Annotated in this window: 24 protein-coding genes; 22 read left to right on the plus strand and 2 right to left on the minus strand. The window is 64.4% G+C overall.

The annotated features are described in order from the left end of the window. Nucleotides 1–98: 98 nt before the first annotated feature. The 20 genes from EI171_RS13310 (at nt 99) to EI171_RS13405 (ending at nt 18,273) form a co-directional block, all read left to right on the plus strand. The gene (locus tag EI171_RS13310; RefSeq protein ID WP_011089603.1) at nt 99–1,043 is read left to right on the plus strand and encodes a flagellin; all 945 of its coding nucleotides are present in this window, start codon (nt 99–101) and stop codon (nt 1,041–1,043) included. 305 nt (nt 1,044–1,348) lie between these two features. Then, nucleotides 1,349–2,977, plus strand: coding sequence for a flagellar basal-body MS-ring/collar protein FliF (fliF, locus tag EI171_RS13315; RefSeq protein WP_028175225.1), 1,629 nt, complete (start codon nt 1,349–1,351; stop codon nt 2,975–2,977). Beyond that, a complete protein-coding gene (locus EI171_RS13320; RefSeq protein WP_161533558.1) occupies nt 2,974–3,669 on the plus strand; it encodes a hypothetical protein in 696 nt (231 codons plus the stop codon). The genes fliF and EI171_RS13320 overlap by 4 nt, the downstream gene beginning before the upstream one ends. A gap of 6 nt (nt 3,670–3,675) precedes the next feature. Continuing rightward, nucleotides 3,676–5,013: a MotB family protein gene (locus tag EI171_RS13325; RefSeq protein WP_161533559.1), complete on the plus strand. Its 1,338-nt coding sequence runs from the start codon at nt 3,676–3,678 to the stop codon at nt 5,011–5,013. Beyond that, nucleotides 5,010–6,203, plus strand: a complete 1,194-nt coding sequence (locus EI171_RS13330; RefSeq protein WP_028175227.1) for a chemotaxis protein — start codon at nt 5,010–5,012, stop codon at nt 6,201–6,203. Before EI171_RS13325 ends, EI171_RS13330 begins: the two co-directional genes overlap by 4 nt. After that, nucleotides 6,200–7,507, plus strand: a complete 1,308-nt coding sequence (locus EI171_RS13335) for a flagellar hook-length control protein FliK (RefSeq protein ID WP_161533560.1) — start codon at nt 6,200–6,202, stop codon at nt 7,505–7,507. The genes EI171_RS13330 and EI171_RS13335 overlap by 4 nt, the downstream gene beginning before the upstream one ends. Continuing rightward, on the plus strand, nt 7,458–8,039 hold the full coding sequence (locus tag EI171_RS13340; RefSeq protein ID WP_161533561.1) for a lytic transglycosylase domain-containing protein: 582 nt from the start codon (nt 7,458–7,460) through the stop codon (nt 8,037–8,039). The genes EI171_RS13335 and EI171_RS13340 overlap by 50 nt, the downstream gene beginning before the upstream one ends. A gap of 90 nt (nt 8,040–8,129) precedes the next feature. Continuing rightward, a complete protein-coding gene (locus EI171_RS13345; protein WP_161533562.1) occupies nt 8,130–9,362 on the plus strand; it encodes a flagellar hook protein FlgE in 1,233 nt (410 codons plus the stop codon). Between the two features lie 31 nt (nt 9,363–9,393). After that, a complete protein-coding gene (gene flgK, locus EI171_RS13350; protein WP_161533563.1) occupies nt 9,394–10,869 on the plus strand; it encodes a flagellar hook-associated protein FlgK in 1,476 nt (491 codons plus the stop codon). Nucleotides 10,870–10,872: 3 nt separating this feature from the next. Beyond that, nucleotides 10,873–11,931: a flagellar hook-associated family protein gene (locus EI171_RS13355; RefSeq protein WP_011089594.1), complete on the plus strand. Its 1,059-nt coding sequence runs from the start codon at nt 10,873–10,875 to the stop codon at nt 11,929–11,931. Nucleotides 11,932–11,997: 66 nt separating this feature from the next. Then, nucleotides 11,998–12,342 (plus strand): flagellar biosynthesis regulator FlaF, encoded by a 345-nt coding sequence (flaF, locus tag EI171_RS13360; protein ID WP_028175231.1) that lies wholly within the window; start codon nt 11,998–12,000, stop codon nt 12,340–12,342. Beyond that, nucleotides 12,342–12,752 carry a flagellar biosynthesis repressor FlbT gene (gene flbT, locus EI171_RS13365; protein ID WP_011089592.1) on the plus strand — a complete coding sequence of 137 codons (411 nt, stop codon included), beginning with the start codon at nt 12,342–12,344 and terminating at the stop codon, nt 12,750–12,752. The genes flaF and flbT overlap by 1 nt, the downstream gene beginning before the upstream one ends. 15 nt (nt 12,753–12,767) lie before the next feature. Further along, complete coding sequence (flgD, locus tag EI171_RS13370) at nt 12,768–13,190, plus strand: flagellar hook assembly protein FlgD (protein ID WP_011089591.1); 423 nt, start codon at nt 12,768–12,770, stop codon at nt 13,188–13,190. After that, nucleotides 13,187–13,453: a flagellar biosynthesis protein FliQ gene (gene fliQ, locus EI171_RS13375; RefSeq protein WP_008130649.1), complete on the plus strand. Its 267-nt coding sequence runs from the start codon at nt 13,187–13,189 to the stop codon at nt 13,451–13,453. Before flgD ends, fliQ begins: the two co-directional genes overlap by 4 nt. 77 nt (nt 13,454–13,530) lie before the next feature. Continuing rightward, the gene (flhA, locus tag EI171_RS13380; RefSeq protein ID WP_110117233.1) at nt 13,531–15,612 is read left to right on the plus strand and encodes a flagellar biosynthesis protein FlhA; all 2,082 of its coding nucleotides are present in this window, start codon (nt 13,531–13,533) and stop codon (nt 15,610–15,612) included. Further along, complete coding sequence (fliR, locus tag EI171_RS13385; protein ID WP_028175233.1) at nt 15,609–16,361, plus strand: flagellar biosynthesis protein FliR; 753 nt, start codon at nt 15,609–15,611, stop codon at nt 16,359–16,361. Before flhA ends, fliR begins: the two co-directional genes overlap by 4 nt. A 5-nt stretch (nt 16,362–16,366) precedes the next feature. Then, nucleotides 16,367–16,786, plus strand: a complete 420-nt coding sequence (locus EI171_RS13390) for a hypothetical protein (protein WP_028175234.1) — start codon at nt 16,367–16,369, stop codon at nt 16,784–16,786. Continuing rightward, nucleotides 16,783–17,262: a rod-binding protein gene (locus EI171_RS13395; protein WP_028175235.1), complete on the plus strand. Its 480-nt coding sequence runs from the start codon at nt 16,783–16,785 to the stop codon at nt 17,260–17,262. The genes EI171_RS13390 and EI171_RS13395 overlap by 4 nt, the downstream gene beginning before the upstream one ends. A 43-nt stretch (nt 17,263–17,305) precedes the next feature. Further along, a complete protein-coding gene (locus EI171_RS13400) occupies nt 17,306–17,818 on the plus strand; it encodes a hypothetical protein (protein ID WP_011089587.1) in 513 nt (170 codons plus the stop codon). Then, a complete protein-coding gene (locus tag EI171_RS13405) occupies nt 17,815–18,273 on the plus strand; it encodes a hypothetical protein (RefSeq protein WP_011089586.1) in 459 nt (152 codons plus the stop codon). Before EI171_RS13400 ends, EI171_RS13405 begins: the two co-directional genes overlap by 4 nt. A gap of 214 nt (nt 18,274–18,487) precedes the next feature. Here EI171_RS13405 and EI171_RS13410 read toward each other — a convergent pair whose 3' ends face one another. Beyond that, nucleotides 18,488–19,258: a response regulator transcription factor gene (locus EI171_RS13410; RefSeq protein WP_028175236.1), complete on the minus strand. Its 771-nt coding sequence runs from the start codon at nt 19,256–19,258 to the stop codon at nt 18,488–18,490. Between the two features lie 822 nt (nt 19,259–20,080). Here EI171_RS13410 and EI171_RS13415 point away from each other — a divergent pair. Continuing rightward, nucleotides 20,081–21,031: a hypothetical protein gene (locus EI171_RS13415; protein WP_161533564.1), complete on the plus strand. Its 951-nt coding sequence runs from the start codon at nt 20,081–20,083 to the stop codon at nt 21,029–21,031. Nucleotides 21,032–21,044: 13 nt separating this feature from the next. On the opposite strand, the gene EI171_RS13420 is transcribed toward EI171_RS13415, so the two are convergent. Then, nucleotides 21,045–21,623, minus strand: a complete 579-nt coding sequence (locus EI171_RS13420) for a MarR family winged helix-turn-helix transcriptional regulator (RefSeq protein WP_011089582.1) — start codon at nt 21,621–21,623, stop codon at nt 21,045–21,047. 665 nt (nt 21,624–22,288) lie between these two features. On the opposite strand from EI171_RS13420, the gene EI171_RS13425 reads away from it, so the two are divergent. Then, the gene (locus EI171_RS13425) at nt 22,289–23,176 is read left to right on the plus strand and encodes a dienelactone hydrolase family protein (protein ID WP_161533565.1); all 888 of its coding nucleotides are present in this window, start codon (nt 22,289–22,291) and stop codon (nt 23,174–23,176) included. Nucleotides 23,177–23,277 lie beyond the last annotated feature (101 nt).

Below are 23,277 nucleotides of genomic sequence, written 5' to 3' on the forward strand. Positions count from 1 at the left end.
ACGCATTGCCGTGGCCCAAAGGCATGATGCCGCCCTGTCGTACCGGTGCAAGTCCGGTATGTCCCCAAACTCAATTCAATCGTCAAAGGGACATCAAAATGGGTTCTAGCCTCCTCACCAACTCGTCTGCAATGACCGCGCTGCAGACCCTCCGCAATGTCAGCACGCAGCTCGCGACCACGCAGAACCGGATCTCGACCGGTCAGCGCGTCTCGACCGCTTCGGACAATTCGGCCTATTGGTCGATCGCAACCTCGATGCGCTCCGACAACGCCGCGCTGTCCGCAGTCTCCGATTCGCTCGGTCTGTCGGCCGCGATGGTCGACACCGAATACACCGCTCTGAACACGGTCATCGGCGACAAGAACTCCGGCCTGACCAAGCTCCAGGCGCTGCTGGTCGAAGCCAAGACCGCCGGTATCGACCGGACCAAGATCCAGGCCGAGGTCACCCAGATCCAGCAGGATATGAAGCTCAAGTCCGACTCGGCAACGATCAACGGTATCAACTGGCTGAGCATCGACATCACGCCCTCGTCGTCCACGGCCACGCCGACGACCTTCAACCTCGTGTCGTCGTACTCGCGCGTCGGCGGTACGCCCACCATCGGCTCCATCACCGTGACGACCGCCACCTACGCGCTCTACACCACCGGCGGCTCATCCACTACCGGCATCCTGGATACGGTGGTCGGCGGCTCCACCGGCGCGTCGGTTGCCTCGATCAACATCGGCGCGCTGACCGACTCGGCGACTGACCAGACCAAGCTCGACGGCTACATCAACCAGGTCACCGCTGCGATCAACTCGGTCGCCTCGGCCGCCGCCAATCTCGGTGCCGTCAAGAACCGCATCGCGACCAACACGGAATTCGTCAAGAACCTGATGGACTCCGTGGATCGCGGTATCGGCCAGCTCGTCGACGCCGACATGAACGCGGAATCGACGCGCCTGCAGGCGCTTCAGACCCAGCAGCAGCTTGGCGTTCAGGCGCTCTCGATCGCCAACCAGAACAGCCAGAGCATCCTGTCGCTGTTCCGCTAAGCCGCGGCTTCGAAAACGACCGTGCTCCCTCGGGAGCACGGTCTCCGCCATGAACGGCGGATATGACGGCACAAGATGTGCCCGCAATCGATCCCCTGACGCCAGATTTCAAGTAACACGCCGCAGCCGATCGCACCGCGGTGCATCCGGCCGTGCACCTGTTGCCGATCCTCGCGATAGCGTCCCCCGACTTCTTGTAAAATTACAACGCCTCGCCCGCGAACCGACACATTCGTGTTCCTGCGCAACCTTCAGACAAGGTTGGCAGCGGAATGTCCCATATGTTCGCATTGGTACGAGGTCATATGCTGTTCAGTCGTGCGCAGATACAGCAACTGCTCAACAATCTGCTGGAGCTTGGGCCGCGACGCCTGATGGCCCTGGGATTGATCGGCTTTGCCGTTCTCGTCACCGTCGTCGGCGGCGCCTATTATCTGAGCCGGCCTGAATTCGAAACGCTCTATACCGGCCTCTCCCGCGAAGATGTGACGCGCATGGGCGCTGCTTTGCGCGAGCAGAATATTGCCTTCGACGTCAATACGGCCGGAGACGCGGTCTCGGTGCGTCCGAGCCAGACCATGCAGGCGCGAATGCTGCTCGCCGAGAAGGGGCTGCCGACCAGCGCCAATTCCGGTTACGAGCTGTTCGACAAGATCGGCTCGCTCGGTCTGACCTCGTTCATGCAGGAAGTCACGAAACTGCGCGCGCTCGAAGGCGAGATCGCGCGCACGGTGCAGTTGATGAAGGGCGTGAAAGCGGCGCGGGTGCATATCGTGATGCCGGTGCGCGGCTCGTTCCGCGCGACGCAACAGCCGCCCTCGGCGTCGGTCGTGCTCCGCACCGACGGCGCGATCGAGGCTCGTACGGCGCAGTCGATCCGTCATCTCGTCGCGGCCGCCATCCCCGGCATGAGCCGCGACAAGGTGACGGTGCTGGATGCCGACGGTTCGATGCTGCTGGCCGAAGAGGACGAAGCCACCGCTGCCCCGACCAAGATGGCAAGCCTCCAGAAGACGGTCGGCGGGATGGTTCAGGAGAACATCCGCAAGGCGCTGACGCCGTATCTGGGTCTCGACAATTTCGAGGTGAGCGTCGCGCCGCAGCTCTCCACCGACAAGCGGCAGACCAACGAGACCGTCTACGATCCGGAGAGCCGCGCCGAGCGTTCCGTGCGGAACGTGCGCGAGAAGGAGTCGTCGCAGAACGCCGACCGATCGACGCCGACCACGGTGCAACAGAACCTTCCCGACCAGCAGGTCAACGCCGGCGGCAGCAAGAACTCCAGCGAGGACAAGACCCGTCGCGAGGACGTCACCAATTTCGAGGTGTCGTCCAAGACCACGACGACGGTGAGCGACGGCTATCTGGTCAAGAAGCTCTTCATCGCCGTGCTGGTCAACCGCGCGCGCCTCGTTGCCGATCTCGGCGACAAGAGCAATCAGGCCATCGTCGACAGCAAGCTCGCCGAGATCAGCCAGCTCGCGGCGACGGCCGGCGGACTGGACAAGCAGCGCGGCGACCAGATCCAGGTCACGGCCGTCGACTTCATCGAGGGCTCGCGCGAACTGGCGCCGGTGCCGCCGATCAGCTTCGTCGAGATGATCAACAAGCAGCTCGGCAGCGTCATCAACGCGGTGACGATCCTGGCCGTGGCTTCGATGCTGGTCTGGTTCGGCCTTCGCCCCGCGGTCAACGGCATTCTGACCCACCGCGCGGCGCAGGAGCAGACCGAGGCGGCGGAGGCCGCTGAGCTTGAAGCTGCCACAGCCCTTGCATTGGCCGAGAGCCAGGACCCCGAGCTCAACCTCGTCGAGGACCTCGAAGGCAAGATGCAGCGCACGCCGCAGAAGCGACTGGAGCAGATCGTCCGGCTCGATCAGGCGCAGGCAGCAGCGATCCTTAAAGACTGGATGCGACGCGAGGAGGCGGCATGAACGCGGCAATCGGAAAACTCCTGACGCAGTTCGACGCGAACGGCCGGGTCAAGTCGTCGCCGCCGCCTCCGCCGCCCAAGATTCAGGACGTGCTGACCAGGCCGAAGGAAGTCCGGTGCGAGCCTCAATCTCAACCGCAGCCTCAGGCCCAGTCGCAGCCTCAGTCGCCGCCTCCGGCGCCCGCGACGGAAGCCCCGCCGGTCAATCTCCTGGACGATGCCTATCGGCGCGGCCATGCCGCCGGCGTCGCGGAAGGCGATGCCAGGGTTGCCGAGGAACGGGTGCGCAGCGCGATCCGGCTCGGCGAGGAGCGGGCCAAATGGTCCGATCAGCAGGCGGTCGCGATCGTGAGCGGCTTCGAGGCGGCTTGCCGCGAGATCGAGACCAACATTGCGAGCTCCGTTGCCCGAATATTGCTGCCGTTCCTCGCCGATGCGGTCCGCGACAAGGCGATCGGGTCGCTGGTCGAGCAAATCGCGGCGCTGACCGGCAATTCGCCGGTGCCGGTATTCAAGATCACCGGGCCGAGCGAACTGCTTGACCTGGTGAAGACGCAGCTTGAGACGGCCCGGCGAACGGGCATCGAGTACGAGGCCGCCGAGACTTTCGAGGTCCGTGTCGTGGCCGACCAGACCGTGATCGAGACGAAGATCGCGGCCTGGAGCGACCGCCTCAATGAGGCGCGCCGGTAGCCCGCCATGGAGGAGGTCAAGCAAGAGCTCGTGATCGTCCGCCGGCGCAGTGCCTTCGCCGAGGAGGCGCATCATGGTGGCGTATGGAAGATCGCCTATGCGGACTTCATGACCGCGATGATGGCGTTCTTCCTGGTCATGTGGCTGCTCAACGCGCTCAACCAGGACCAGAAGCAGGTGGTCGCGAGCTATTTCAACCCGATCAAGCTCGCGGAGAACGCACCCGCCCCGAAGGGCCTCAAGGATCTCTCCAAGAAGGAGCCGACGACGTTCGAGGGTCAGGACGGCAGGCGTCAGCCGGCTGGGCCGAGCGAGGAGCGGCGCGGTGACTCCCCGACGGCCGAGAAACCGCCCTTCTACGAAGAGAAGGTTCTGTTCCGCGATCCCTATGCGACGCTTGCCGAGATCGCCAATAGCGCGAACCAGGCCTCGGGCCAGCGCCGCGCCGGCGCCCTGACGTCCGCGGAAGAGGACGGCCTCAAGGGCGGCGACGCCTACCGCGATCCCTTCGATCCCGGCTATTGGAAGCTGGCGCCGCAGGCGTCCAAGGATTCGGATCGCATCATCGAGAGCGAGCCCAAGCCGAATGCACCCGTGCGCGACAACGCGACCGGGACGGGCCAGGGCGAGCCGCAGGCGCGCCGTTCCAAGACGGACGATGCCGGCGGAAGCGTGGCGCCGAACGCCGATGCCTCGTCCGCAAGCCTGTCGCCGCTGCTGCCGCCGGGGCCGGCGCCGGCGCCATCGCCGTCGCAGTCTTCGCGCGAAGGAAGCGCGCAGGCGAACGCGCAATCGGGTGCTCAGGCCAGTGCCGCTGCGCAAGGGCGTCCCGGCGATACGCCGAAGGATTCCGAACCGCGCGACGCCGCGCAAACGCAGCAGCCGACCGTCAAGCAGCTCCAGTCCGCGATCGCGGAAGCGCTGTCGGACATCAAGGCGGGCGCCGGACCGGCGGCCGAGGTGCGTCAGGTCGAGGAAGGTCTGCTGGTCAGCCTGACCGACGATGCGAGCTTCGGCATGTTCGCGGTCGGCTCGGCCGAGCCGAGGCCCGAGCTCATCCGCGTGATCGACAAGATCGGGCCGCTGCTGATGAAACGACAGGGCATGATCATCGTCCGCGGCCACACCGACAATCGGCCGTACAAGTCGGAGACCTACGACAATTGGCGGCTGTCGACCGCCCGTGCGCAGATGGCCTATTACATGCTGGTCCGCTCCGGCGTCGACGCGCAGCGGATCGAGCATGTCGAGGGCTACGCCGACCGGCGGCCGAGACTTCAGAACGACCCGGCGGCCGCGCAGAATCGCCGGATCGAGATCTTGATCCGGGAGAAGCGCCCTTGATCAGGCCGCTCCTCCGTGCCGCCCTGCTGGTGCTGCTGCCGTTCGCGGCGGCACGCGCGTTGGCCGATCCGGCGCCGGCTCCGGCGTCGACATCGGGCGAGCCCTATGAGCTCGTGCGCGCATTGCAGGCCGTGCAGGACGGTATCGCCAACGGCGACACCGCGGCGCATGGCAGCCACATCGCGCTGATCCGGCAGATCGGCGAGAAATTTCTCGCCGCCGATGCGAGCGTGTGGAGCAACGCGCAGAACGGCCAGGCCGTCGTCATCTACCTGCTCAGCGGCGGCGCCCCGCAACTGGTCCGCAAGCTGCCGCGCGACAAGATGAATGTCGACGGACGGCTGTTCGATGGCGCGCTCGCCTATGTCGAGGGCCGACAGGACGAAGCGCGCGAGCTGCTCAAGGACGTCAAGCCCAGGACGATTCCGTCGGGCCTGGGCGGACAGGTCGCGCTGGTCCAGGGCGCGCTGTTCGCTCGCACCGAGGCCTCGCTCGCGATCGAGCGTCTGGACGATGCGCGCCTGCTCCTGCCCGGCACGCTGGTGGAGGAGGCGGCGCTGCGGCGCGAGATCCTGCTGGTCGGGCAGGCCGAGGATTTCGACAAGTTCGAGTTCCTGACGCTGGCCTATATCCGCCATTACCGCAACTCGATCTATGCCGGCGATTTCTGGCAGCGCTTCTCCACCGGCCTGACGCAATCGAGCCTCGCTCTCGACGAGCGCCGCTTTGCGCGGATCGTCACCATGCTGGAGCAGATCGATCGCGGAAGCCGCCTCAAGCTCTATCTCGTGATCGCGCGCTCCGCGATGGTGCGTGGACGGATGGCCGTGACCCGGCTCGCCGGCGAGCGGGCGCTGACGCTCAGCGCCGATGCCTCGGCAGAGCGCGAGCGTGCGCATTTTTTCCGTGGCGCCTCGCGGGTACTCACCGACGAATATGACGGCGGCCTCGCCGAGCTGAAGGCGCTCGACCGGTCGAAGCTGCCCGAGCGCGATCTTCCTCTCCTGAATGCAACGGTCCAGCTTGCGCTCGATGTGCGCAAACCGTTCGCGAGCGGATCTGCCGCCACCGCCGACAAGCCTCCGGCCACGCCGGCGCGTCTCGATCTCGCATCGTCGACCGCGACCCTCGCGCGTGCGCGGAAGGAGCTCGGCGAACTCGAACTTCTCACCAGGGATCGCCGCCCATGACCAAGCTCAGCGGAACCGCCGGACAGGCTTTTTCGGGGCTCGCCGAGAGTCTCAATATGCGCGGGACGTCGCGCTCGGCGAAGAGCGCCGGGACGAAATCGCAGGCTGATTCGTCGTTCAACGATCTGCTCCACACCGTCTCGAACCTGGCCAAACGGGCGCTCAAAGACGAGGGCAGCGATACGGCCGTGAAGGCGGGAACGCTGCGCACGCGCCTTTCGCATCCGGCCGAGAAGGACGAGACGGTGCATGATCGCACCGAGGCGGCCGACGAGACCAAGTCCAGTCACAAATCGTCCGACGAGCCGGAGACGCAAGATCCGCTCGACCAGGCCGCGAAGGCTGACGTTTCGAGCCGGCCGGGCATTGCCGCGATCGTCGGACAGGAGCTCGCCGCCGTGCCGGCCGTGAAGCTGCAATCGCCCGCGGGGGACAGGAAGGATGCGTCGGCGCGCGACGGGCGTTCCTCCACGAAGGGCGAGGTTCAGGCGACGGGCATGGCGAAGGCCGCCGCCGCCGATTCCGCGCCGCTCTCGGCAGGTCCGACAGGCGCGCGCTCACAGGCCGCGGCCTCGCAGGCGGCAGCCGCGCAGCAGGGCAACGAGAGTTCGTCAAAGGCAATGCCCGCGACGTCGGGCTTCGAGGCCGTCACGGCCAATGTCGAACGCGCCGTCAAGGCCTCGGCCCGGGACGCATTGCCGGAGGCGACCAAGGTCACCGTGGTCCAGCAGGAGACCCATCTGCCCCCGGCGCAGTTCAACGCTCCGCAACAGGTCGCCAATGCGGTGGTCGCCGAGCTGAAGGAATCCTCGGCGCCGACGGCGTCCGCAGCCCCCGATCTCGCCGGGTCCCAGACCAATGCGCCGGACCAGCCGCTCAAGATCCTGACCGTCAACCTCGAGCCGCCGTCGCTCGGCAATGTCACCGTGCGCCTCCGCCTCGTCGGCTCGGAGGTCTCCGTCCACCTCGCGGCCGAGCGCAAGGACACGAGCCAGATGCTGGACCAGCAGCGCGACTCGATCCGCGAGCTGATGCAGTCGGCCGGCTACGTCGCCGACGTCGCCCCCGTCCAGCATGGCTCGCTGGACGGATTCCAGAGCGGCTCCGGCCAGTCGCAGCCGCAGCTCTCGGGCCAGCAACAGCCCTCGTCACAGTCGCAAGGCACGTTCGACGGCGCCGGCACGTCGTCGGGACAATCGGACGGCGATGCGAGACAGGCCCGGCAGGAGCGCCAGTCCAACCAGGAGACGCGTCATGACCAGGACGTGGCGCCGCAGATTCGTCGCGGCCCTGTTTATCTGTAACGCCAGCGCCGCCGAGGCGGCCGCCGACAGCGCGCGCCCCTGCGAGCGCGAGATGGCGCGTGCGGCCCAGCAGCACGGGATTCCGCTCGGCATTCTCTATGCCGTCGGCCTCACCGAGACCGGACGGCGCGGGGCGCTCTATCCTTATGCGCTCGGCGCCGACGGTCAGACCGTGTTCGCCAAGGACATGGAGGACGCGATCGCGAATTTCGAGGCGATGCGAGCCAAGGGCATCAAGCTGATCGACCTCGGCTGCATGCAGATAAACCACTACTACCACGGCGACAAGTTCACCTCGGTGCGGGCGATGTTCGATCCCGCCCGGAATGTCGACTACGCCGCGCGCTTCCTGAAGGAGCTGAAACAGCGCGAGGGAAGCTGGACCATGGCGGTCGCCCGCTACAATGCGGGCCCCAACAACCAGCCGGCGCAGAAGCGCTATGTCTGTCACATCGTCGCTCATCTCGTCTCGAGCGGTTTCGGCGCGTGGACAGACAAGGCGCGCTCGTTCTGTCAGCCGAAAACGACCTGACAACATGAAGTTGTGCACGGTTCCCAATCATCAGCCCCGCGCAAGCAAGAACCCTCATTGTAGCTGCAACCTACCAAAGGAGCCCAATTCATGAGCCTGTATGGTGTTATGCGCACCGGCGTTTCCGGCATGTCTGCGCAGTCCAACAAGCTGTCGACGGTCTCGGACAACATCGCGAACGTCAACACGACCGGCTACAAACGGGCTTCCACCGAGTTCTCCTCGCTGATCCTGAAGAGCGGATCGGGCAATTACGATTCCGGCGCCGTCGAGACCACCGTGCGCTATGCCATCAGCGACGCCGGCCATACGCAGTTCACCACGTCGACCACGGACCTCGCCGTCCAGGGCAACGGTTTCTTCGTGGTGTCGAACGCCGCCAACACGCAGCAGTATCTGACGCGGGCCGGCTCGTTCGTGCCGGACGCCCAGGGCAATCTGGTCAACGCGGCCGGCTACTACCTTCTGGGACAGCCCGGCGTCGTGAGCAACTTCTCGCAGAACAGCCTCACTGGTATGCAGATCGTCAACGTCGCGCAGGTCTCGCAGGTGCCGGTGCCGTCGACGGCGGGGACACTCACGACCGGCAATCTGGATCCGAAGGCGGCTGTCATTGCTGGCCCGCCCGGTCCGGCGTCATATTCATCGAAGAGCTCGATCGTGGCCTACAACAATATCGGCCAGGCCGTTACGCTCGACGTGTATATGTCCCACACGGCGACGGCTGCCGGCTTGGACACCTGGCAGGTGCAGCTCTATAACTCCGCGACCGGTGCCTCACTCGCTCCCGCAACCACCTTCACCTTCGATACCACGGCGGTTGGAAAAGGTAAGCTGGCCGCGTTGAGCCCGACCGGTCTCACCGTGACCGTCCCCGGCGGCGCGTCGCTGGCCTTGGACCTGTCGAACATGACGCAGGTCGGAACCGACTTCAGCTTCAAGGCGAACGTCAACGGCAGCGTCCCCGCGCCCATCGACAAGGTTGACGTCGACACTGCGGGCCACGTGACGGCGATCCTCAAGAACGGGCAGCAGCTGACGCTCTACACGATCATGCTCGCGGACGTCGCGAGCCCCGACAATCTGACGCCCGAGCCGGGCAACGTCTATTCGACCAATATGAAATCCGGCAACGCGCAGGCCGGGAATGCCGGCACCGGCGGGCTCGGCACGGTCCAGTCCGGCGCGCTGGAAGACTCCAACGTCGACCTCGCGGACGAGCTCACCGGGATGATCGAGGCCCAGCGCGGCTTCACCGCGAACTCGAAATCGTTCCAGACCGGTTCCGACCTGCTCGACGTCGTCGTCAACCTGAAGCGCTGAATTCAGCGCCCATTCCGGGCAAGAGCAAATCATGTCGCTTACCGCCGCTCTCGACTCCGCCCGCGCTTCGCTCATGGCGTCGGGCATCCAGTCCTCGACCATCTCGCGCAACATCGCCGGTGCCAGCGCCGCCGGCTATTCGCGCAAGATCGCCGTGCTGGACAATCTGCCCGGGGCCGGCGTCTATGTCGCGGCGATCCAGCGCGCCGCCAGCTCAGGTCTCTACAACAACGTCCTGACCGCGACCTCGTCGTCGGCCAAGCAGGGCGCGATCTATGACGGTCTCCAGAAGATCGCATCTGCCACGGTGGACGATACGGAGCTCGACCAGTCGCCGACGGCGCAGCTCAATGCGCTGAAGAAGGCGCTGCAGCAATATGCCAACGCCCCCGACAACACCACGCTGGCGCAGGCGGCGATCACGTCCGCCAAGGACATGGCGACGGCGCTCAACCAGGCGACCAATACCGTGCAATCGGTCCGTGAGGGCGCGGACGCCGACATGGCGACCTCGGTCGCCAACATCAACCAGCTCCTTACGCAGTTCGACAAGGTCAACAACGCGGTCGTGAGGGGGACGATTGCCGGTGACGACGTCACCGACTACCTCGACCAGCGGGACAGCATCGTTTCGAAACTGTCGGAGGAGGTCGGCGTCTCGATGTCGATCCGCGCTAACGGCGACGCTGCGCTTTACACCGATAGCGGTGTCGTGCTGTTCGACAAGACGGCGCGAACGGTCAGCTTCACGGCGACCAACATCTATACGCCGGGCACCACCGGCAATGCGGTCTATATCGACGGTGTGCCGGTAACCGGCGCCAATTCGGTGATGCCGCTGAAGTCGGGTAAGCTCGCCGGCCTCGCTCAGCTGCGTGACCAGGACTCCGTCACCTATCAGAGTCAGCTCGACGAAATCGCGCGCGGCCTGATCAACACATTCAGGGAGAGCGATCAGACCGCGGCGGCGCTGCCCGACGTTCCCGGTCTCTTCACCTATCCCGGCGCGCCGGCGATACCGGCGAGCGCCACCGTCTCGGTCGGCCTTGCCGGCCTGATCAGTGTCGCGGCGTCGGTCGATCCGGCGCAGGGCGGCAATCCAAATCTGCTGCGTGACGGTGCGATCAGCGGTAACGTTGCTTACCGATACAACACCGCCGGCAACGCCGGCTACTCGGCCCGGCTACAGCAGCTCATCGGGGGCATGGATGCGTCGCAGCCGTTCGATGTGACCACGCAAGGCAAGCCGAGTGGCAGCTTGATCGACTTCGCGTCGTCGTCGACGAGCTGGATCGAAAACCAGCGCAAGACCGCGGACTCCAACGTAACCTACCAGAAGACGCTGCTCGACCGCAGCACCGCGGCGCTGTCCAACGTCAGCGGCGTCAACATGGACGACGAGATGTCCTTGATGCTTCAGGTCGAACGCACCTATTCGGCCTCGTCGAAGATCATCTCGACCGTCGACCAAATGTTGCAGAGCCTGCTGGCCGCCGTGGGGAATTAAGCCATGATGAGCGCGAACTACATCTCGACCTTGATGCTGTCTTCGTCGTTGAGAACCTCGATCACGAACAACCAGGCTGCGCTGAGCAAGGCGTCGAAGGAGGCGACCACCGGCCGTTTCGCCGATGTTGGCCTCGAGCTTGGTGCCACGACGGGAGGCGACCTCACCCTGCGGGCGGACTGGAGCTTCGCCGATCAGCTCGTCGATACCAACGAGCTCGTCTCGGGACGCCTCGACGTGACGCAAACCCGGATCACCCAGCTCGGCACGACCGCAACGTCCTTTCTCAAGGACCTGATCGCGGCCCGCAGTACCGACAATGGCGGGCGGATCGTCCTGCCGCCTGCGTCCGCCAACCTCCAGGATCTGATCGGCGCGCTCAACGTCTCGTATAACGGCTCGTATCTCTTCTCGGGCATCAACACGCAGAACATGCCGATCACGGCCTACGCCACGGGCTCCGCCAGCAAGAACCAGGTCGACGCGGATTTCGCCGCAGCGCCGCCCACGGGCTTCGGATTTCCGCAATCCTCGGCGAGCGTGAGCAGCATTACCCCGGCCCAAATGCAGACCTTTCTCAACACCACCTTCGATGCCGAGTTCGCGAGCCCGGCCTGGAATACCAACTGGTCATCGGCCACTGACCAGGTCATGCAAAGCCGTATCTCCACGACCGAGGTCGCCGATACGTCCGTCAGCGCCAACCAGACCGGCTTCCGCAAGCTCGCCGAGGCCTACACCATGATGGCGGATCTCGGGAATGCAAAACTCAGCCAGGAGACGTTCCAGGTCGTCGTGGACAAGGCCATCGGCCTCATTGGTGGTGCGATCACGGACCTCGCCACGCTCGGCGGCGGCGTCGGCACGGTCCAGCAGCGGATCACCTCAGCAACGAACAAGCTCAAGACGCAGCAGGACATTCTGAACAATCAGATCGTCGGTATGGAGAAGGTCGACCCAACCGAGGCATCGGTCCGGGTCAACACCTTGCAGACCCAGATCCAGACGGCGCTGGCGCTGACCTCGCAGCTCCAGAAGATCAGCCTCATCAACTATCTCTGAGCCAAGGCTCATTGCAAGGTTCGCTCCTTTTGTCTTGCTATTCGGTTTCCCCGCAGAGTGGTCCTGATGACGTTTGAAGCCTATGAAGCTGTCGTTGAAGAGAGCGGCTATCAGGAGAGAGGCCGCGAGCGACAGGCGCTCAGCCTCGGCATCGACCGGCTCGAGCGGATCGAGAAGGGGCCCTTTAGTTTCGAGGATCTGGTCCAGAGCCTGCTCTATGTGCGCCGGCTGTGGACGATCTTCATCGAGGATCTCTCGCACCCGGAGAACGGCCTCCCGGACAAGCTGCGCGCCGACATCATCTCGATCGGCTTGTGGGTCATCAAGGAGGCGGATCGCCTTCGCGAAGAGAAGTCGGGCGACGTGATGCAGCTCATCGAAATCAACCGCCTGATCCGAGACGCACTTTAATGAAGATCTCCTTGCGGGCGGGCGAACGGATCTACATCAACGGTGCGGTGCTGCGCGTGGACCGCAAGGTCTCCGTCGAGCTCGTCAACGACGTGATGTTTCTGCTCGAGGGGCAGATCATGCAGGCCTCCGACGCCACCACGGCGATGCGGCAGCTGTATTTCATCGTCCAGCTCATGCTGATGAACCCCACCGATGTCCGCGATGCCTCGGCGCTCTACGGCCAGCATCACGCGGCCCTGGTTGCGGTGTGCGAAAGCCGCGAGATGCTGGACGGGCTTGTCGCGATCGACGAGCTGGTCGGGGCAACCCGTTACTTCGAGGCGCTGAAGCGGATCCGGGCGCTGTTCCCGGTGGAGCAGGCTATCCTGGCCGGCGTCGCCACCGACATCCCATTCGAGGCTGCCTGACAGCGGAGAGGCTACATGAACGTCACCAGCGCGACCGACAGCACCAGCAAGTCGTCCAGTTCGACCAGCTCCACGACGTCCACGTCGAGCAACAGCGTCGACTACAATACCTTTCTTCAACTTCTCGTCGCCGAGATGAAGAACCAGGATCCGACCAATCCGATGGATACCTCGCAATATATGAGCCAGTTCGCCCAACTCTCGACGGTCGAGCAGGCCATGCAGACCAACACCAAGCTGGATGCGCTGCTGTCTTCGCAGTCGTTGTCGCAGGCCGACGGGCTGATCGGAAAGACCGTCAGCTTCACCGACGCGACCGGAGCGACCTTCTCAGGCAAGGTCAAGTCGATCTCCATCAACAGCGACGGCTCCGTCGCGACCCTCGAGAACGGCACGAAAGTCGCGGTCGGGCCTGGCCTCACGATCAGTCAGTCATGAACGAGAGAGACGCCCTCGACATCGTCCAGGCGGCGATCTGGACCATCATCGTCGCCTCGGGGCCTGCCGTCGGCGCGGCGATGCTGGTCGGCACCATCATTGCACTGATCCAGGCCCTGACCCAGATCCAGGAGGTCACGCTGACCTTCGTTCCGAAGATCATCGTCATCCTGGTGGTCGTCGCCATCTCCGGCTCCTTCATCGGCGCGCATCTCTCTACCTTTACCGAGATGGTCTACTCGCATATCGAGCGCGGCTTCTGATCCGCGGGCCGACCGGCCACCACCCTCGCGTAAGCTTTGCACGGCAGATTACCGGGCGGACCCTCTGCCGGTGACTCATGGCCGATACGTTAGCTGCTAGCCTGCCAAACCCGCGACGACTCGGGGCGGATGCCTTTTTTGCGGGCGGCATCGTGGCCATGCTCACGATCCTGTTCCTGCCGATACCGCCGATCCTGATCGATCTCGGCCTGGCGTTCTCGATCGCGCTGTCGGCGCTGATCCTGATGGTCGCGCTGTGGATCCAGCGGCCGCTCGACTTCTCCGCATTCCCGACCGTGCTGCTGATCGCAACGATCCTGCGGCTGGCGCTCAACGTCGCGACCACCCGCCTGATCCTGTCGCGCGGCGGGGAGGGCGAACAGGCCGCGGGCCATGTCGTCGCCGGCTTCTCGAAATTCGTCATGGGCGGCGACTTCGTCATCGGCCTGATCATCTTCGCGATCCTGGTCACGGTGAATTTCGTCGTGATCACCAAGGGTGCTACGCGTATCGCGGAAGTCGGCGCCCGTTTCACCCTGGACGCCATCCCCGGTAAGCAGATGGCGATCGACGCGGACCTGTCCGCGGGCCTGATCGACGACAAGGAGGCCCAGCGCCGGCGCCGCGAGCTCGAAGAGGAGAGCGCGTTCTTCGGCGCCATGGACGGTGCTTCGAAATTCGTCCGCGGCGATGCCATCGCCGGCCTGATCATCACCGCGATCAACATCTTCGGCGGCATCATCATCGGCGTCACCCATCACGGCCTGACGCTGTCGCGCGCGGCCGACGTCTATACGAAGCTCTCTGTCGGCGACGGCCTGGTGTCGCAGATGCCGGCGCTGATCGTGTCGCTGTCGGCGGGCCTGCTTGTTTCCAAGGGCGGCACCAGGGGCTCGGCGGAGCAGGCCGTGCTGCGGCAGCTCAGCGGCTATCCGCGCGCGGTGTCGGCCGCCGCATTGATGATGTTCGTGCTCGCCATCATGCCGGGGCTACCGATGGCGCCGTTCGTGCTGCTCGGCGGCGTCATGGCCTTCGTCGGCTACACGCTGCCCAGGCGTCAGGCGGCGCGGGATCGGAAAGAGGATGCGCGCAAGGCCGACGAGCGCGCCCAGACCGCGGCCAAGGAATCGGTCAAGGAATCGCTCAAGACCGCCGAGATCGAGCTGGCGCTCGGCGGTCATCTTTCGGTCCATCTGCTGGGATCGCGCACCGAGCTCGGCCATCGCGTGGCCAAGATCCGCAAGAAGTTCGCCAAGCAATACGGCTTCGTCATTCCCGAGATCAAGCTCACCGACAATCTGTCGATCGATCCCAAGGGATACCAGATCCGGATCCACGACACCCGCGTCGCGCATGGCGAGCTCAGGCTCGGCGAGGTGCTGGTGCTGGTCGACAAGGACGGCAAGCCCGACGTGCCCGGCGAGGAAGTGATCGAACCCGCCTTCGGCATGAAGGCGTTGTGGGTGACGGAGGCTTTCACCGACGAAGTCAAGCGACAGGGCTGCAAACCGGTCGACAATCTGTCGGTGCTGCTCACGCATCTGAGCGAGGTGATCAGGGCGAATCTCGCCCAGCTCCTGTCCTACAAGGACATGCGCGGGCTGCTCGACCGGCTCGATCCCGAATACAAGCGCCTGATCGAGGATCTCTGCCCGTCACAGATCTCCTATTCGGGCCTGCTGGCGATCCTGAAGATCCTGCTGGCCGAGCGCGTGTCGATCCGCAATCTCCACCTGATCCTCGAGGCGATCGCCGAGATCGCGCCCCATGTGCGGCGCTCCGAACAGGTGGCGGAGCATGTCCGCACGCGGCTTGCCCAGCAGATCTGCGGCGACCTCTCCGACAGCGGCGTGCTCAACGTGGTCCGCCTCGGCAATCGCTGGGATCTCGCCTTCCACCAGAGCCTGAAGCGCGACGCCAAGGGGGACGTCGTCGAATTCGACGCCGATCCGCGCCTGATCGAGCAGTTCGCGACGGAAGCCAGCGCCGCGATCCGCAAGTTCACCGAGAACGGCACCAGCGTGGTGCTGGCGGTGACCCCGGAGGCCCGTCCCTATGTCCGGATGATCCTGGAACGGGTGTTCCCGACACTGCCGGTCCTGTCGCATGTGGAGGTCGCGCGCAGCGCCGAGATCAGAGCGCTCGGAGCCATATCGTGATCAGCAGCCTCGCCGACAGCGTGCTGGTGACCTTCATCGTGTTCTGCAGGATCGGCGCCTGCCTGATGTTCGTGCCCGGCTATTCCAGCGTCAACGTTCCGGCCCAGGTCCGCCTGTTCATCGCGCTCGTCACGACGTTTGCACTGACGCCAATCCTGATCGCGGTCCTGAAACCTCTGACGGACCAAGCGGCGCCGCTGACGCTGGCACTCCTGATCGGCACCGAGGTCCTGGTCGGAAGCGTCATCGGCCTCGGCGGGCGCGTGTTCTTCCTGGCGCTTCAAACCATGGCGACCGTGATGGCAAGCGCGATCGGGCTCAGCAATATCCCGGGCACGCCGATCGGCGACACCGATCCGGCGCCGGCTCTGGTGCCGCTGATCATGGCGTCCGTCACCACGCTGTTCTTCATGACCGACCAGCACTGGCAGGTGCTGCGCGGGCTGATGAACTCCTACGACGTCTGGCATCCCGGTGCGAGGCTCGGCGGCAGCATGGCGCTCGACCAGCTGGTCAGCCGCCTGTCGGAGGCGTTCGTGCTGACGCTGCGGATCGCCAGCCCGTTCATCGTCTATTCGGTCATCGTCAACCTCGCGGTCGGCCTGATCAACAAGCTGACGCCGGCGATTCCCGTCTACTTCATCTCCGTGCCGTTCGTGCTGTTCGGCGGCTTCCTGCTGCTCTATCTCACCAGCGACGAGCTCCTGACGCAATTCATGCTGGGCGTCTCGTCCTGGCTGTCGGAATGACCGTCATGAGGTCGCGCGCAGACAAGCTCGGTCGGATGGTCTCGCTCGTGAAGCTCCAGCTCCGGCTGTCCGAATGGCAGCTCGCGCACTTGCGGCAGCAGGAGCGCAGCCTGCAGGACGAACAGGAATGGCTGGTCGGGGCGCTGAACGAGGGCAAGCCGCCGGCGGGGTCGTCGAGCGCGTCGATCGCGCGGCGCCTCAACAGGACGAGCGTCGGCGCGCGCGCCGTGAATGAGCAGGCTTCGCGGCAGCTCGACCAGGTTCGTGCGGAGAGCCGGCGCGTGAAACAGCTCGAGGAAGTCGCCAAGGCGGCGCTCGCGGACAAGCTTCGCGAGGCGGAGAAGCGCTCGCTCGAGGAGATGACGGGAACAAGCCTCACCGTGCGCGAGTGGACGCCACGGCCAGCCAGCCGGAACAAGACATGATCGTGACAGCGACACCCGACCTCGTTCTCGACGTTATCGAGGCCGCCGATCCCGTGACGCAACGCGCGGCGACCGCGAAGCTCGATGCGCTGAAATCATCCGCCGCCGATTTCGCCGCGACGATGGACGCGGAGGCCGGCAAGGCCGCGGCGGCTGGTGCCGATCAATCCGCGGCGAAGGTTTCCGAAGCGCAGTCGGGTGCGGTGAACGGGGCGCCGGTGCAGGTGATCAAGGCGCCAGCGTCCGGCGAGGTCTATCGGAAGTTCGAGGCGTTCATCCTCCAGACCTTCGTCGAGACGATGCTGCCGAAGGAATCCGAGGAACTCTTCGGCAAGGGGACCGCCGGCAGCGTCTGGAAGTCGATGCTGGCGGAGCAACTCGGCAACCAGCTCGCGAAGGGCAAGGGCATCGGCATTGCGAGGCAGCTTGCCGGCGCGCATCCGGCGGGGCCGGACGTGACGGGGAAGGCCGGATGATGATCCGAGGAATGGGTGACAGAAGTTGAGGGGTGAATTTCCAATGCAGGCACAAGAAGGCGCGGCGGTCCTGGTGATGGAGCAGCCGGTCGTGGACGCCGAGGCGATGACGGTTGAAGCGGCATCGAGCAATGCGCTGTTGCCCGTGCTGCTGCCGAATGTCGGCGGCGAGGCGGTGGTCGACAGGGCCGAGGCGGCGAGAGCGGACGAAGTGCGCGGCCTGCTGGCGGCGATCCGCAGGCTCGAGAGTATCGTCGAGGAGGAGACGGTTGCGCTCGCGACGGGCAAGAAGATCGATTTCGACGATTTCAGCGCCCGCAAGAGCCGGAGCATGCTCGAGTTCGTCCGCCTGATGCGGGCGCGGATGCATCTCGGCAGCGAGGTCGAGATCACCGAGGAGGTCCAGCGGCTGCGCGAGAAGCTGGAGCGGAATCGTTCCATCCTCGAAATGCATTACGACGCGGTGCGCGAGGTCGCGACCATCATCGTCAAGGCAATCAAGGATGCCGATTCGGACGGCACCTATACCGGTCGCGCAACGCAGGACGGAAAATGATCAGACTCGTGCTTGCCGGGCTCTGGGTCTGCATCCTCACGGCAGGCACGAGCTACGCCGTGGCCTATTGGAAGGAAAACGGCAGCCTGCTGCCGGCAAAGGACGCATATCTCGACGGGCTCCAATACCAGAAGACGCGGGCGCTGAGCGTGCCCATGGTCGAGAACGGCAATGTGCAGGGCTACATCGTCGCGCGCTTCGTCTACACCGTGGAGGCGCGGACCATGCACCAGCTCAACGTTCCGCCGGAGCCGTTCGTCGTCGACGAGGCCTTCCGCAGGATCTATGCCGACGACCGCCTCGATTTCAGGAAGCTCGCGCGCTACGACCTCTCCATCCTCACGACGGGCATCAAGCAGCGCGTCAACGAGCGGATGCAGGCCGACGTCGTCCAGGACGTCCTGGTCGAGGACTTCAACTACGTCTCGAAGGAAGAATTCCAGCAGAAACCCTAGCGCATGGCCCGGACAGGCGCGAAGCGGCTTTCCGGAAGGATCGTGCTCGACCAGGAGACCAAAGCGCGCCCCCGATCTCGCAGCGCTTTGGTATGGCGGCGCCTCGCGCCGCGGGGCCTTGAGTTCTGCCGTCTCAGCCGCTGAAGGTACAACGGCCTCTGCGAAGGTGCTCCGCAGAGGCCGTTGTCGTTTTTCGCGGCAGCGCTCAGCCGCGTCAGTTACCGGCCGGATAGGCCGCCGGGGCGATGTGCGCCCGGTTGAGGAGGATGCCGACCTCGTCGAGCTCCTGCATCGGCACGTCGACGGTCTCGCCGGCGGGAATGTTGAGGCGGTATCCGACATAACGCCGGGCCACGATCGCGTCGAAGCCGAGGCGGTCGCGGAGCTTCTTGCGCAGTTTGCTGACGTGGCTCTCGATCACACTCTCGTCGAAGGTCGACTCGAAGATGCCGTAGACCGCGTTGAAGATCTGCGTCTTGGTGATCCACTTGCCGTGGTTGCTGACCATATATTCGAGAATACGCAATTCACGGCGGGGCAGGGTGAGGGCGTGGCCCGCGATCTCGGGGTCGCGCCCGTTGAAGAAGACCTGGATCCTGGTCTCGCAGGGTCTCGGCAACTCGCCCACCCGGCGGCGCGCGATCGCGGCCGTTCGGGCGAGGATCTCGCGCAGGTGAATCGGCACGTACACGACGTCGTCAACGCCCGATTCGAACAGCTCCAGCGTGTTCTTGAGCATCTTCTGGCCGCTCATGGCGATGATGGGAGCCGAGGAGCGCTTGCGCATCGCCCGCGGCAGGCTTCCGCGGGCGTCGCAATCCCCGAGGAGGAAGGCGTCGACCGCTGCCAGGTCCGATTCACTCGCAGATTGCAGCCAGTCCCAGAATTCTCCGGAGGAGAAGCCGATCGACGATACGCCTTCGCGAACGAGCCCTCCAACGTAGCTGTTCGTGACGCTCTCACGATCATCAACGATAATATACATCAGTCTTTCGCCCCTGTTTCGCACTTATCGCGGCCGGTTGGTTGTTGTGATGCCCGGCTCGGCGACCATGCTGTTTGACGATATTTCCATCCCGCGAACCGTTGTTATGGTTTCGATATTCGCGGGCAGCCCTACGCATTCAGTGCCTGCGTTTTCCGCGGGCCTGTTACTTCGACTCGATACTGAACGCTTACTGCGTGAGGCTCGGCGGGTGTCTTACGGATCACCTCGCGGAGCGGATTGAGACAGCGACCTAGAACAGTTGCGCCAAGTTGCTTATCGCGTCCGAACGCTACTGAACCTTGCCGATCTCCTCGCCAACTGGCGAGAATCACTTGGATAGGACCGTAACAATTGCCGATTTCCGATCAAGCGCGCGCATCAAAGCGATTGCTATGTGTGTTTGATGCTGTTGGTTTGTTTCGAGTTGTTTCTTGATATATTCAATCGCATCAGTTGATTTGGATTTTGAACTAGTTTTGCACCGTGACGGATCTATAGTTCCGCATCCCCGTATAATCACAGCTATTTCGGGTGGTGCTGCGGGGTAGGCGTATGGAGGGGTTTTCAACCCCGGATTGACTCTCTCCACCGGTTTTCCACATGCGACAATTCGACTCATGTGTGGCGAGGCGACTCCAGCTTGGCGAAATCTTGGCGAGGGTGTGTCTTTCGAGTCGCACTCTCGCCACGTGCGTGACGCGTTTGACTCATGCAACGTCGCATCGTGCGTGATGAAAAGTTTTCGATGCGCACGTTTCGGGCAAGCTTCGACAAATAAATTCGTCGTTCGATAGATCTAACCGAACGGAGCATTCTCGCATGTTGTCCGATGGAAAAGCTCGTCCCAACGAGACCGCTGACGTTTCCTCGGCGGCGAAGCCGGCTCCGGAGCCACGCAATACAAGGGACAGCGCGACGCAAACGGCCAAGCCTGCCGCGAGCGCAAAGCGTGCGTCGGCTGCGGCGAGCGACGAAGCGCTGGCGAAAGAGGCGCTCGAGGGGCTGAAGCGCATTCGCGCCAAGGCGCGCCTCGACAAGATGGCGATACCCAAGCCCGCGCCGGTCGTGATGAAGCCGGCCGTGATCGTGGCCAAGCCGCCGCCGCCCCGTCCGACCTGGGTCGCGCCGCTCGCAACGTTGGCGGTCGCCGCCATCCTGGTGGTCTGCGCCTGCACCGGTGTGATCGCCTATCTCACCACGCAGCCCGCCCAGAACAATGTCGCGGTCAATACGGAGATCAGGAATCTGCGCGAGACGGTCGCCCAGCTGCGCAAGCAGGTGTCGGGCGTGTCCGAAAATCTCGACGGCCTGCGCACCGCGGTCGATCAATCGAGCAAGGCGACCAACGATCGCTTCGGCAGGTTTGCCGAGAATCTGGACCGCATCGAACGGGTGAGCTCGTCCTCGACGGTCAAGCTCGACAAGCTCGCCCAGGCGCAAGCCCAGGCTCCGGCGCCGACAGTGGCGCAATCGCAGCCGTCGTCGCAGGCCGCGCCGATGATGGCTTCGCTCGCAGCGCCCGAGGTCACGGGCTCGGTGTCTCCCTCCGAGCGCGCATCTGTGCCGCGGAAGGTGGTCAAGGGCTGGTCGGTGCGCCAGGCCTATGAGGGGATTGCGATCCTGCAAAGCCCGAACGGCGTCATCGAGGCCGTGCTGGGGCAGCAGGTGCCCGGCCTTGGCCGCATCGAGGAGATCCGGAACGAGAACGGGCGCCTTGTGGTCGAATCCAGCGGGGGCGTGATCTATTCGTCGCGCAAGGCGACGCCGTGATCGAGCGCCGCCTCTATTGGCGGTGATGCTCGAAGCTGGTGCATAGCAGATCGACCTCCGGCTCCGCGATTGGCGCGCGAAACAGGCGGCAGCTGAACTCGACCGTCGTCTTGCCGTCCGCCGCGGTGCGATCTTCCCGGAGGAAGATGCAGCGCTTGCAGACGTCGGTATGGTGCCGCTGCTCGGCCGCGTCCGACTGGTCCAGCACGTGGCGGAGCGCGTCGCGGAAGCGGATCTTGGCCTCGTCGTCGAGCACAGCAATCGCCTCGACGAGAACGTTGACGGGATCGCGCGCCAGGAACTTCTTGCCCGGCTGCGTGACGCTCAGCATCACCGACCGCTTGTCCTTGGCCGAGCGCTTTCGCTCGAGATAGCCGAGCCGTTCCAGCTCACCGATGATGAACGAGGCGGTGCCGCGCGTGGTGCCGACGTAACTCGCGAGCGCCGAGGGCGTGCGGGAAAACCGGTTGGCGCGGGAGAGGAAGCGCAGCGCCATCCACTCGCGATCGCGCAAGCCGTGCTTGGTGCCTTCGAACCAGAGGATTCGTGCGACCTGCTCCAACAGTTCAATCGATTCGCGAGCCAAATTCATTTCACTTCCAAGTCGGATAAAGCTTTATTCAACTGAGCCTTCGGGGGAGCGCAATCGGGGTGGACGAGAATGAAACCCGCGGGCGATCCTTGGTCGGACGGCGCGCCCACTGGGAAGACGTCCTCCGTTTCCGGAGATGGAACTTCCGGCCGTGGAACTAGAGCGTCACAAAGAAAGTTCGAGTAAACCGCGCGGCTCAACTCTTCTGAAAATTTCAGTCAAATGACGGCGGCTCGCGTGCGGGATTCCGATAGCTCGCAACATCCCGGCAACATGATGTGTCGTTGCGGCCACCATGCAGCCCATTTGTTGCGGCGATTCGTTTCGAATTGCGCGAGGGGGCGGAGCGTCTGCAGCTTCTGACCGCGTGAGGTGCGGCGGAAGAACCCCTATTTTCGGTTAATGGATGTTGCGCCGCAGCGCAGCCACGCGGTTAAATCGGGCACACGATCAAATCCGGAAAGCTTGCGCGTGGCCTTGCGCGGACGATCGCCGGCCAGCGGCATCATCTCGATTCAGCTCAGGCAGGACATGGGGGAGCGGCGTCAGGGACATGCCTGAAGACCGCATGCTCGCAGGCTGGTGATTTGCGTTTCCCCGGCGACTCTTGGCGAATGCGTCGCCCCCCGGGGGTACCATTGCAGGCAGCAGGAAGGGATAGACTGATGAGTTTCGAAACGATCATGACATCCGACGTCGTCGGGCTGACGAAAGTTGCCCCGGTCTCGCGTCGCGGATTCATGAGCGCCACCGCGGCCGTCGCCGCCGGCTACACGCTTGCGGCAGGTCCCGTCCGTGCCGAGGTGATCGCGACGGATACCAAGGGCCTCCAGGCCGGCGACGCCAGGATCAAGGTCGGCTCCGAGGAGATGCCTGCCTATTTCGCCCGCCCCGCCGGCAACACCAAGGCGCCGGTGATCATCGTGGCGATGGAGATTTTCGGCCTGCACGAATACATCAAGGACGTGACGCGGCGCCTGGCCAAGCTCGGCGCATTCGCAATCGCGCCCGACTATTACTTCCGCAAGGGCGTCGACCTGACCAAGGTGACCGACATCAAGGATCTGTTGGCGGTCGTGAATGCCAAGCCGGACGCCGAGCTGCTGTCCGATCTCGACGCGACGGTGGCGTGGGCGGGATCGCAGGGCGGCGATACCGCCAAGCTCGGTATCATCGGCTTCTGCCGCGGCGGGCGCACCGTCTGGGAATATGCCGCTCACGGCGGTACTCTCAAGGCGGGTGTCGCCTTCTATGGGACGGTGGTCGACCCCGCCAATCCACTGTGGCCGAAGAGCCCGCTCCAGCTCGCACCCGAGATGAAGACGCCGGTGCTCGGCCTCTATGGCGGCGCCGATACCGGCATTCCCGTTGCGCAGGTCGAGCAGCTCAAGGCGGCGCTCGAGCAGAACAAGAAGACGGCCGAATTCAAGATCTACCCCGAAGCGCCGCACGGCTTCCATGCCGACTACCGCGGCAGCTACCGCAAGGACGCCGCGGAAGATGCCTGGAAGCAGGCCGAGGCCTGGTTCAAGAAATATGGCGTCCTGAGCTGACGCCGGAGCATGATCCGGAAAAGTGTGCAGCGGTTTTCCGACAAGATCATGCTCAAGCAATTCAAGAGGGCGGCCCCCACGGCCGCCCTTTCTGTTTCAGC

Origin of the sequence: Bradyrhizobium sp. LCT2, assembly GCF_009931255.1 — a bacterium.
Classification (GTDB): domain Bacteria; phylum Pseudomonadota; class Alphaproteobacteria; order Rhizobiales; family Xanthobacteraceae; genus Bradyrhizobium; species Bradyrhizobium diazoefficiens.

Coding starts and splice junctions, on each gene's coding strand:
- flhA (WP_110117233.1), top strand. CDS start 13,531: ATGGCCGATACGTTAGCTGCTAGCCTGCCAAACCCGCGACGACTCGGG.
- EI171_RS13345 (WP_161533562.1), top strand. CDS start 8,130: ATGAGCCTGTATGGTGTTATGCGCACCGGCGTTTCCGGCATGTCTGCG.
- EI171_RS13420 (WP_011089582.1), bottom strand. CDS start 21,623: ATGAATTTGGCTCGCGAATCGATTGAACTGTTGGAGCAGGTCGCACGA.
- EI171_RS13425 (WP_161533565.1), top strand. CDS start 22,289: ATGAGTTTCGAAACGATCATGACATCCGACGTCGTCGGGCTGACGAAA.
- fliF (WP_028175225.1), top strand. CDS start 1,349: ATGCTGTTCAGTCGTGCGCAGATACAGCAACTGCTCAACAATCTGCTG.
- flgK (WP_161533563.1), top strand. CDS start 9,394: ATGTCGCTTACCGCCGCTCTCGACTCCGCCCGCGCTTCGCTCATGGCG.
- EI171_RS13340 (WP_161533561.1), top strand. CDS start 7,458: ATGACCAGGACGTGGCGCCGCAGATTCGTCGCGGCCCTGTTTATCTGT.
- EI171_RS13400 (WP_011089587.1), top strand. CDS start 17,306: ATGCAGGCACAAGAAGGCGCGGCGGTCCTGGTGATGGAGCAGCCGGTC.
- flgD (WP_011089591.1), top strand. CDS start 12,768: ATGAACGTCACCAGCGCGACCGACAGCACCAGCAAGTCGTCCAGTTCG.
- EI171_RS13395 (WP_028175235.1), top strand. CDS start 16,783: ATGATCGTGACAGCGACACCCGACCTCGTTCTCGACGTTATCGAGGCC.
- EI171_RS13415 (WP_161533564.1), top strand. CDS start 20,081: ATGTTGTCCGATGGAAAAGCTCGTCCCAACGAGACCGCTGACGTTTCC.
- flaF (WP_028175231.1), top strand. CDS start 11,998: ATGACGTTTGAAGCCTATGAAGCTGTCGTTGAAGAGAGCGGCTATCAG.
- EI171_RS13320 (WP_161533558.1), top strand. CDS start 2,974: ATGAACGCGGCAATCGGAAAACTCCTGACGCAGTTCGACGCGAACGGC.
- EI171_RS13410 (WP_028175236.1), bottom strand. CDS start 19,258: ATGTATATTATCGTTGATGATCGTGAGAGCGTCACGAACAGCTACGTT.
- EI171_RS13335 (WP_161533560.1), top strand. CDS start 6,200: ATGACCAAGCTCAGCGGAACCGCCGGACAGGCTTTTTCGGGGCTCGCC.
- EI171_RS13355 (WP_011089594.1), top strand. CDS start 10,873: ATGATGAGCGCGAACTACATCTCGACCTTGATGCTGTCTTCGTCGTTG.
- EI171_RS13310 (WP_011089603.1), top strand. CDS start 99: ATGGGTTCTAGCCTCCTCACCAACTCGTCTGCAATGACCGCGCTGCAG.
- EI171_RS13390 (WP_028175234.1), top strand. CDS start 16,367: ATGAGGTCGCGCGCAGACAAGCTCGGTCGGATGGTCTCGCTCGTGAAG.
- EI171_RS13405 (WP_011089586.1), top strand. CDS start 17,815: ATGATCAGACTCGTGCTTGCCGGGCTCTGGGTCTGCATCCTCACGGCA.
- flbT (WP_011089592.1), top strand. CDS start 12,342: ATGAAGATCTCCTTGCGGGCGGGCGAACGGATCTACATCAACGGTGCG.
- EI171_RS13325 (WP_161533559.1), top strand. CDS start 3,676: ATGGAGGAGGTCAAGCAAGAGCTCGTGATCGTCCGCCGGCGCAGTGCC.
- fliQ (WP_008130649.1), top strand. CDS start 13,187: ATGAACGAGAGAGACGCCCTCGACATCGTCCAGGCGGCGATCTGGACC.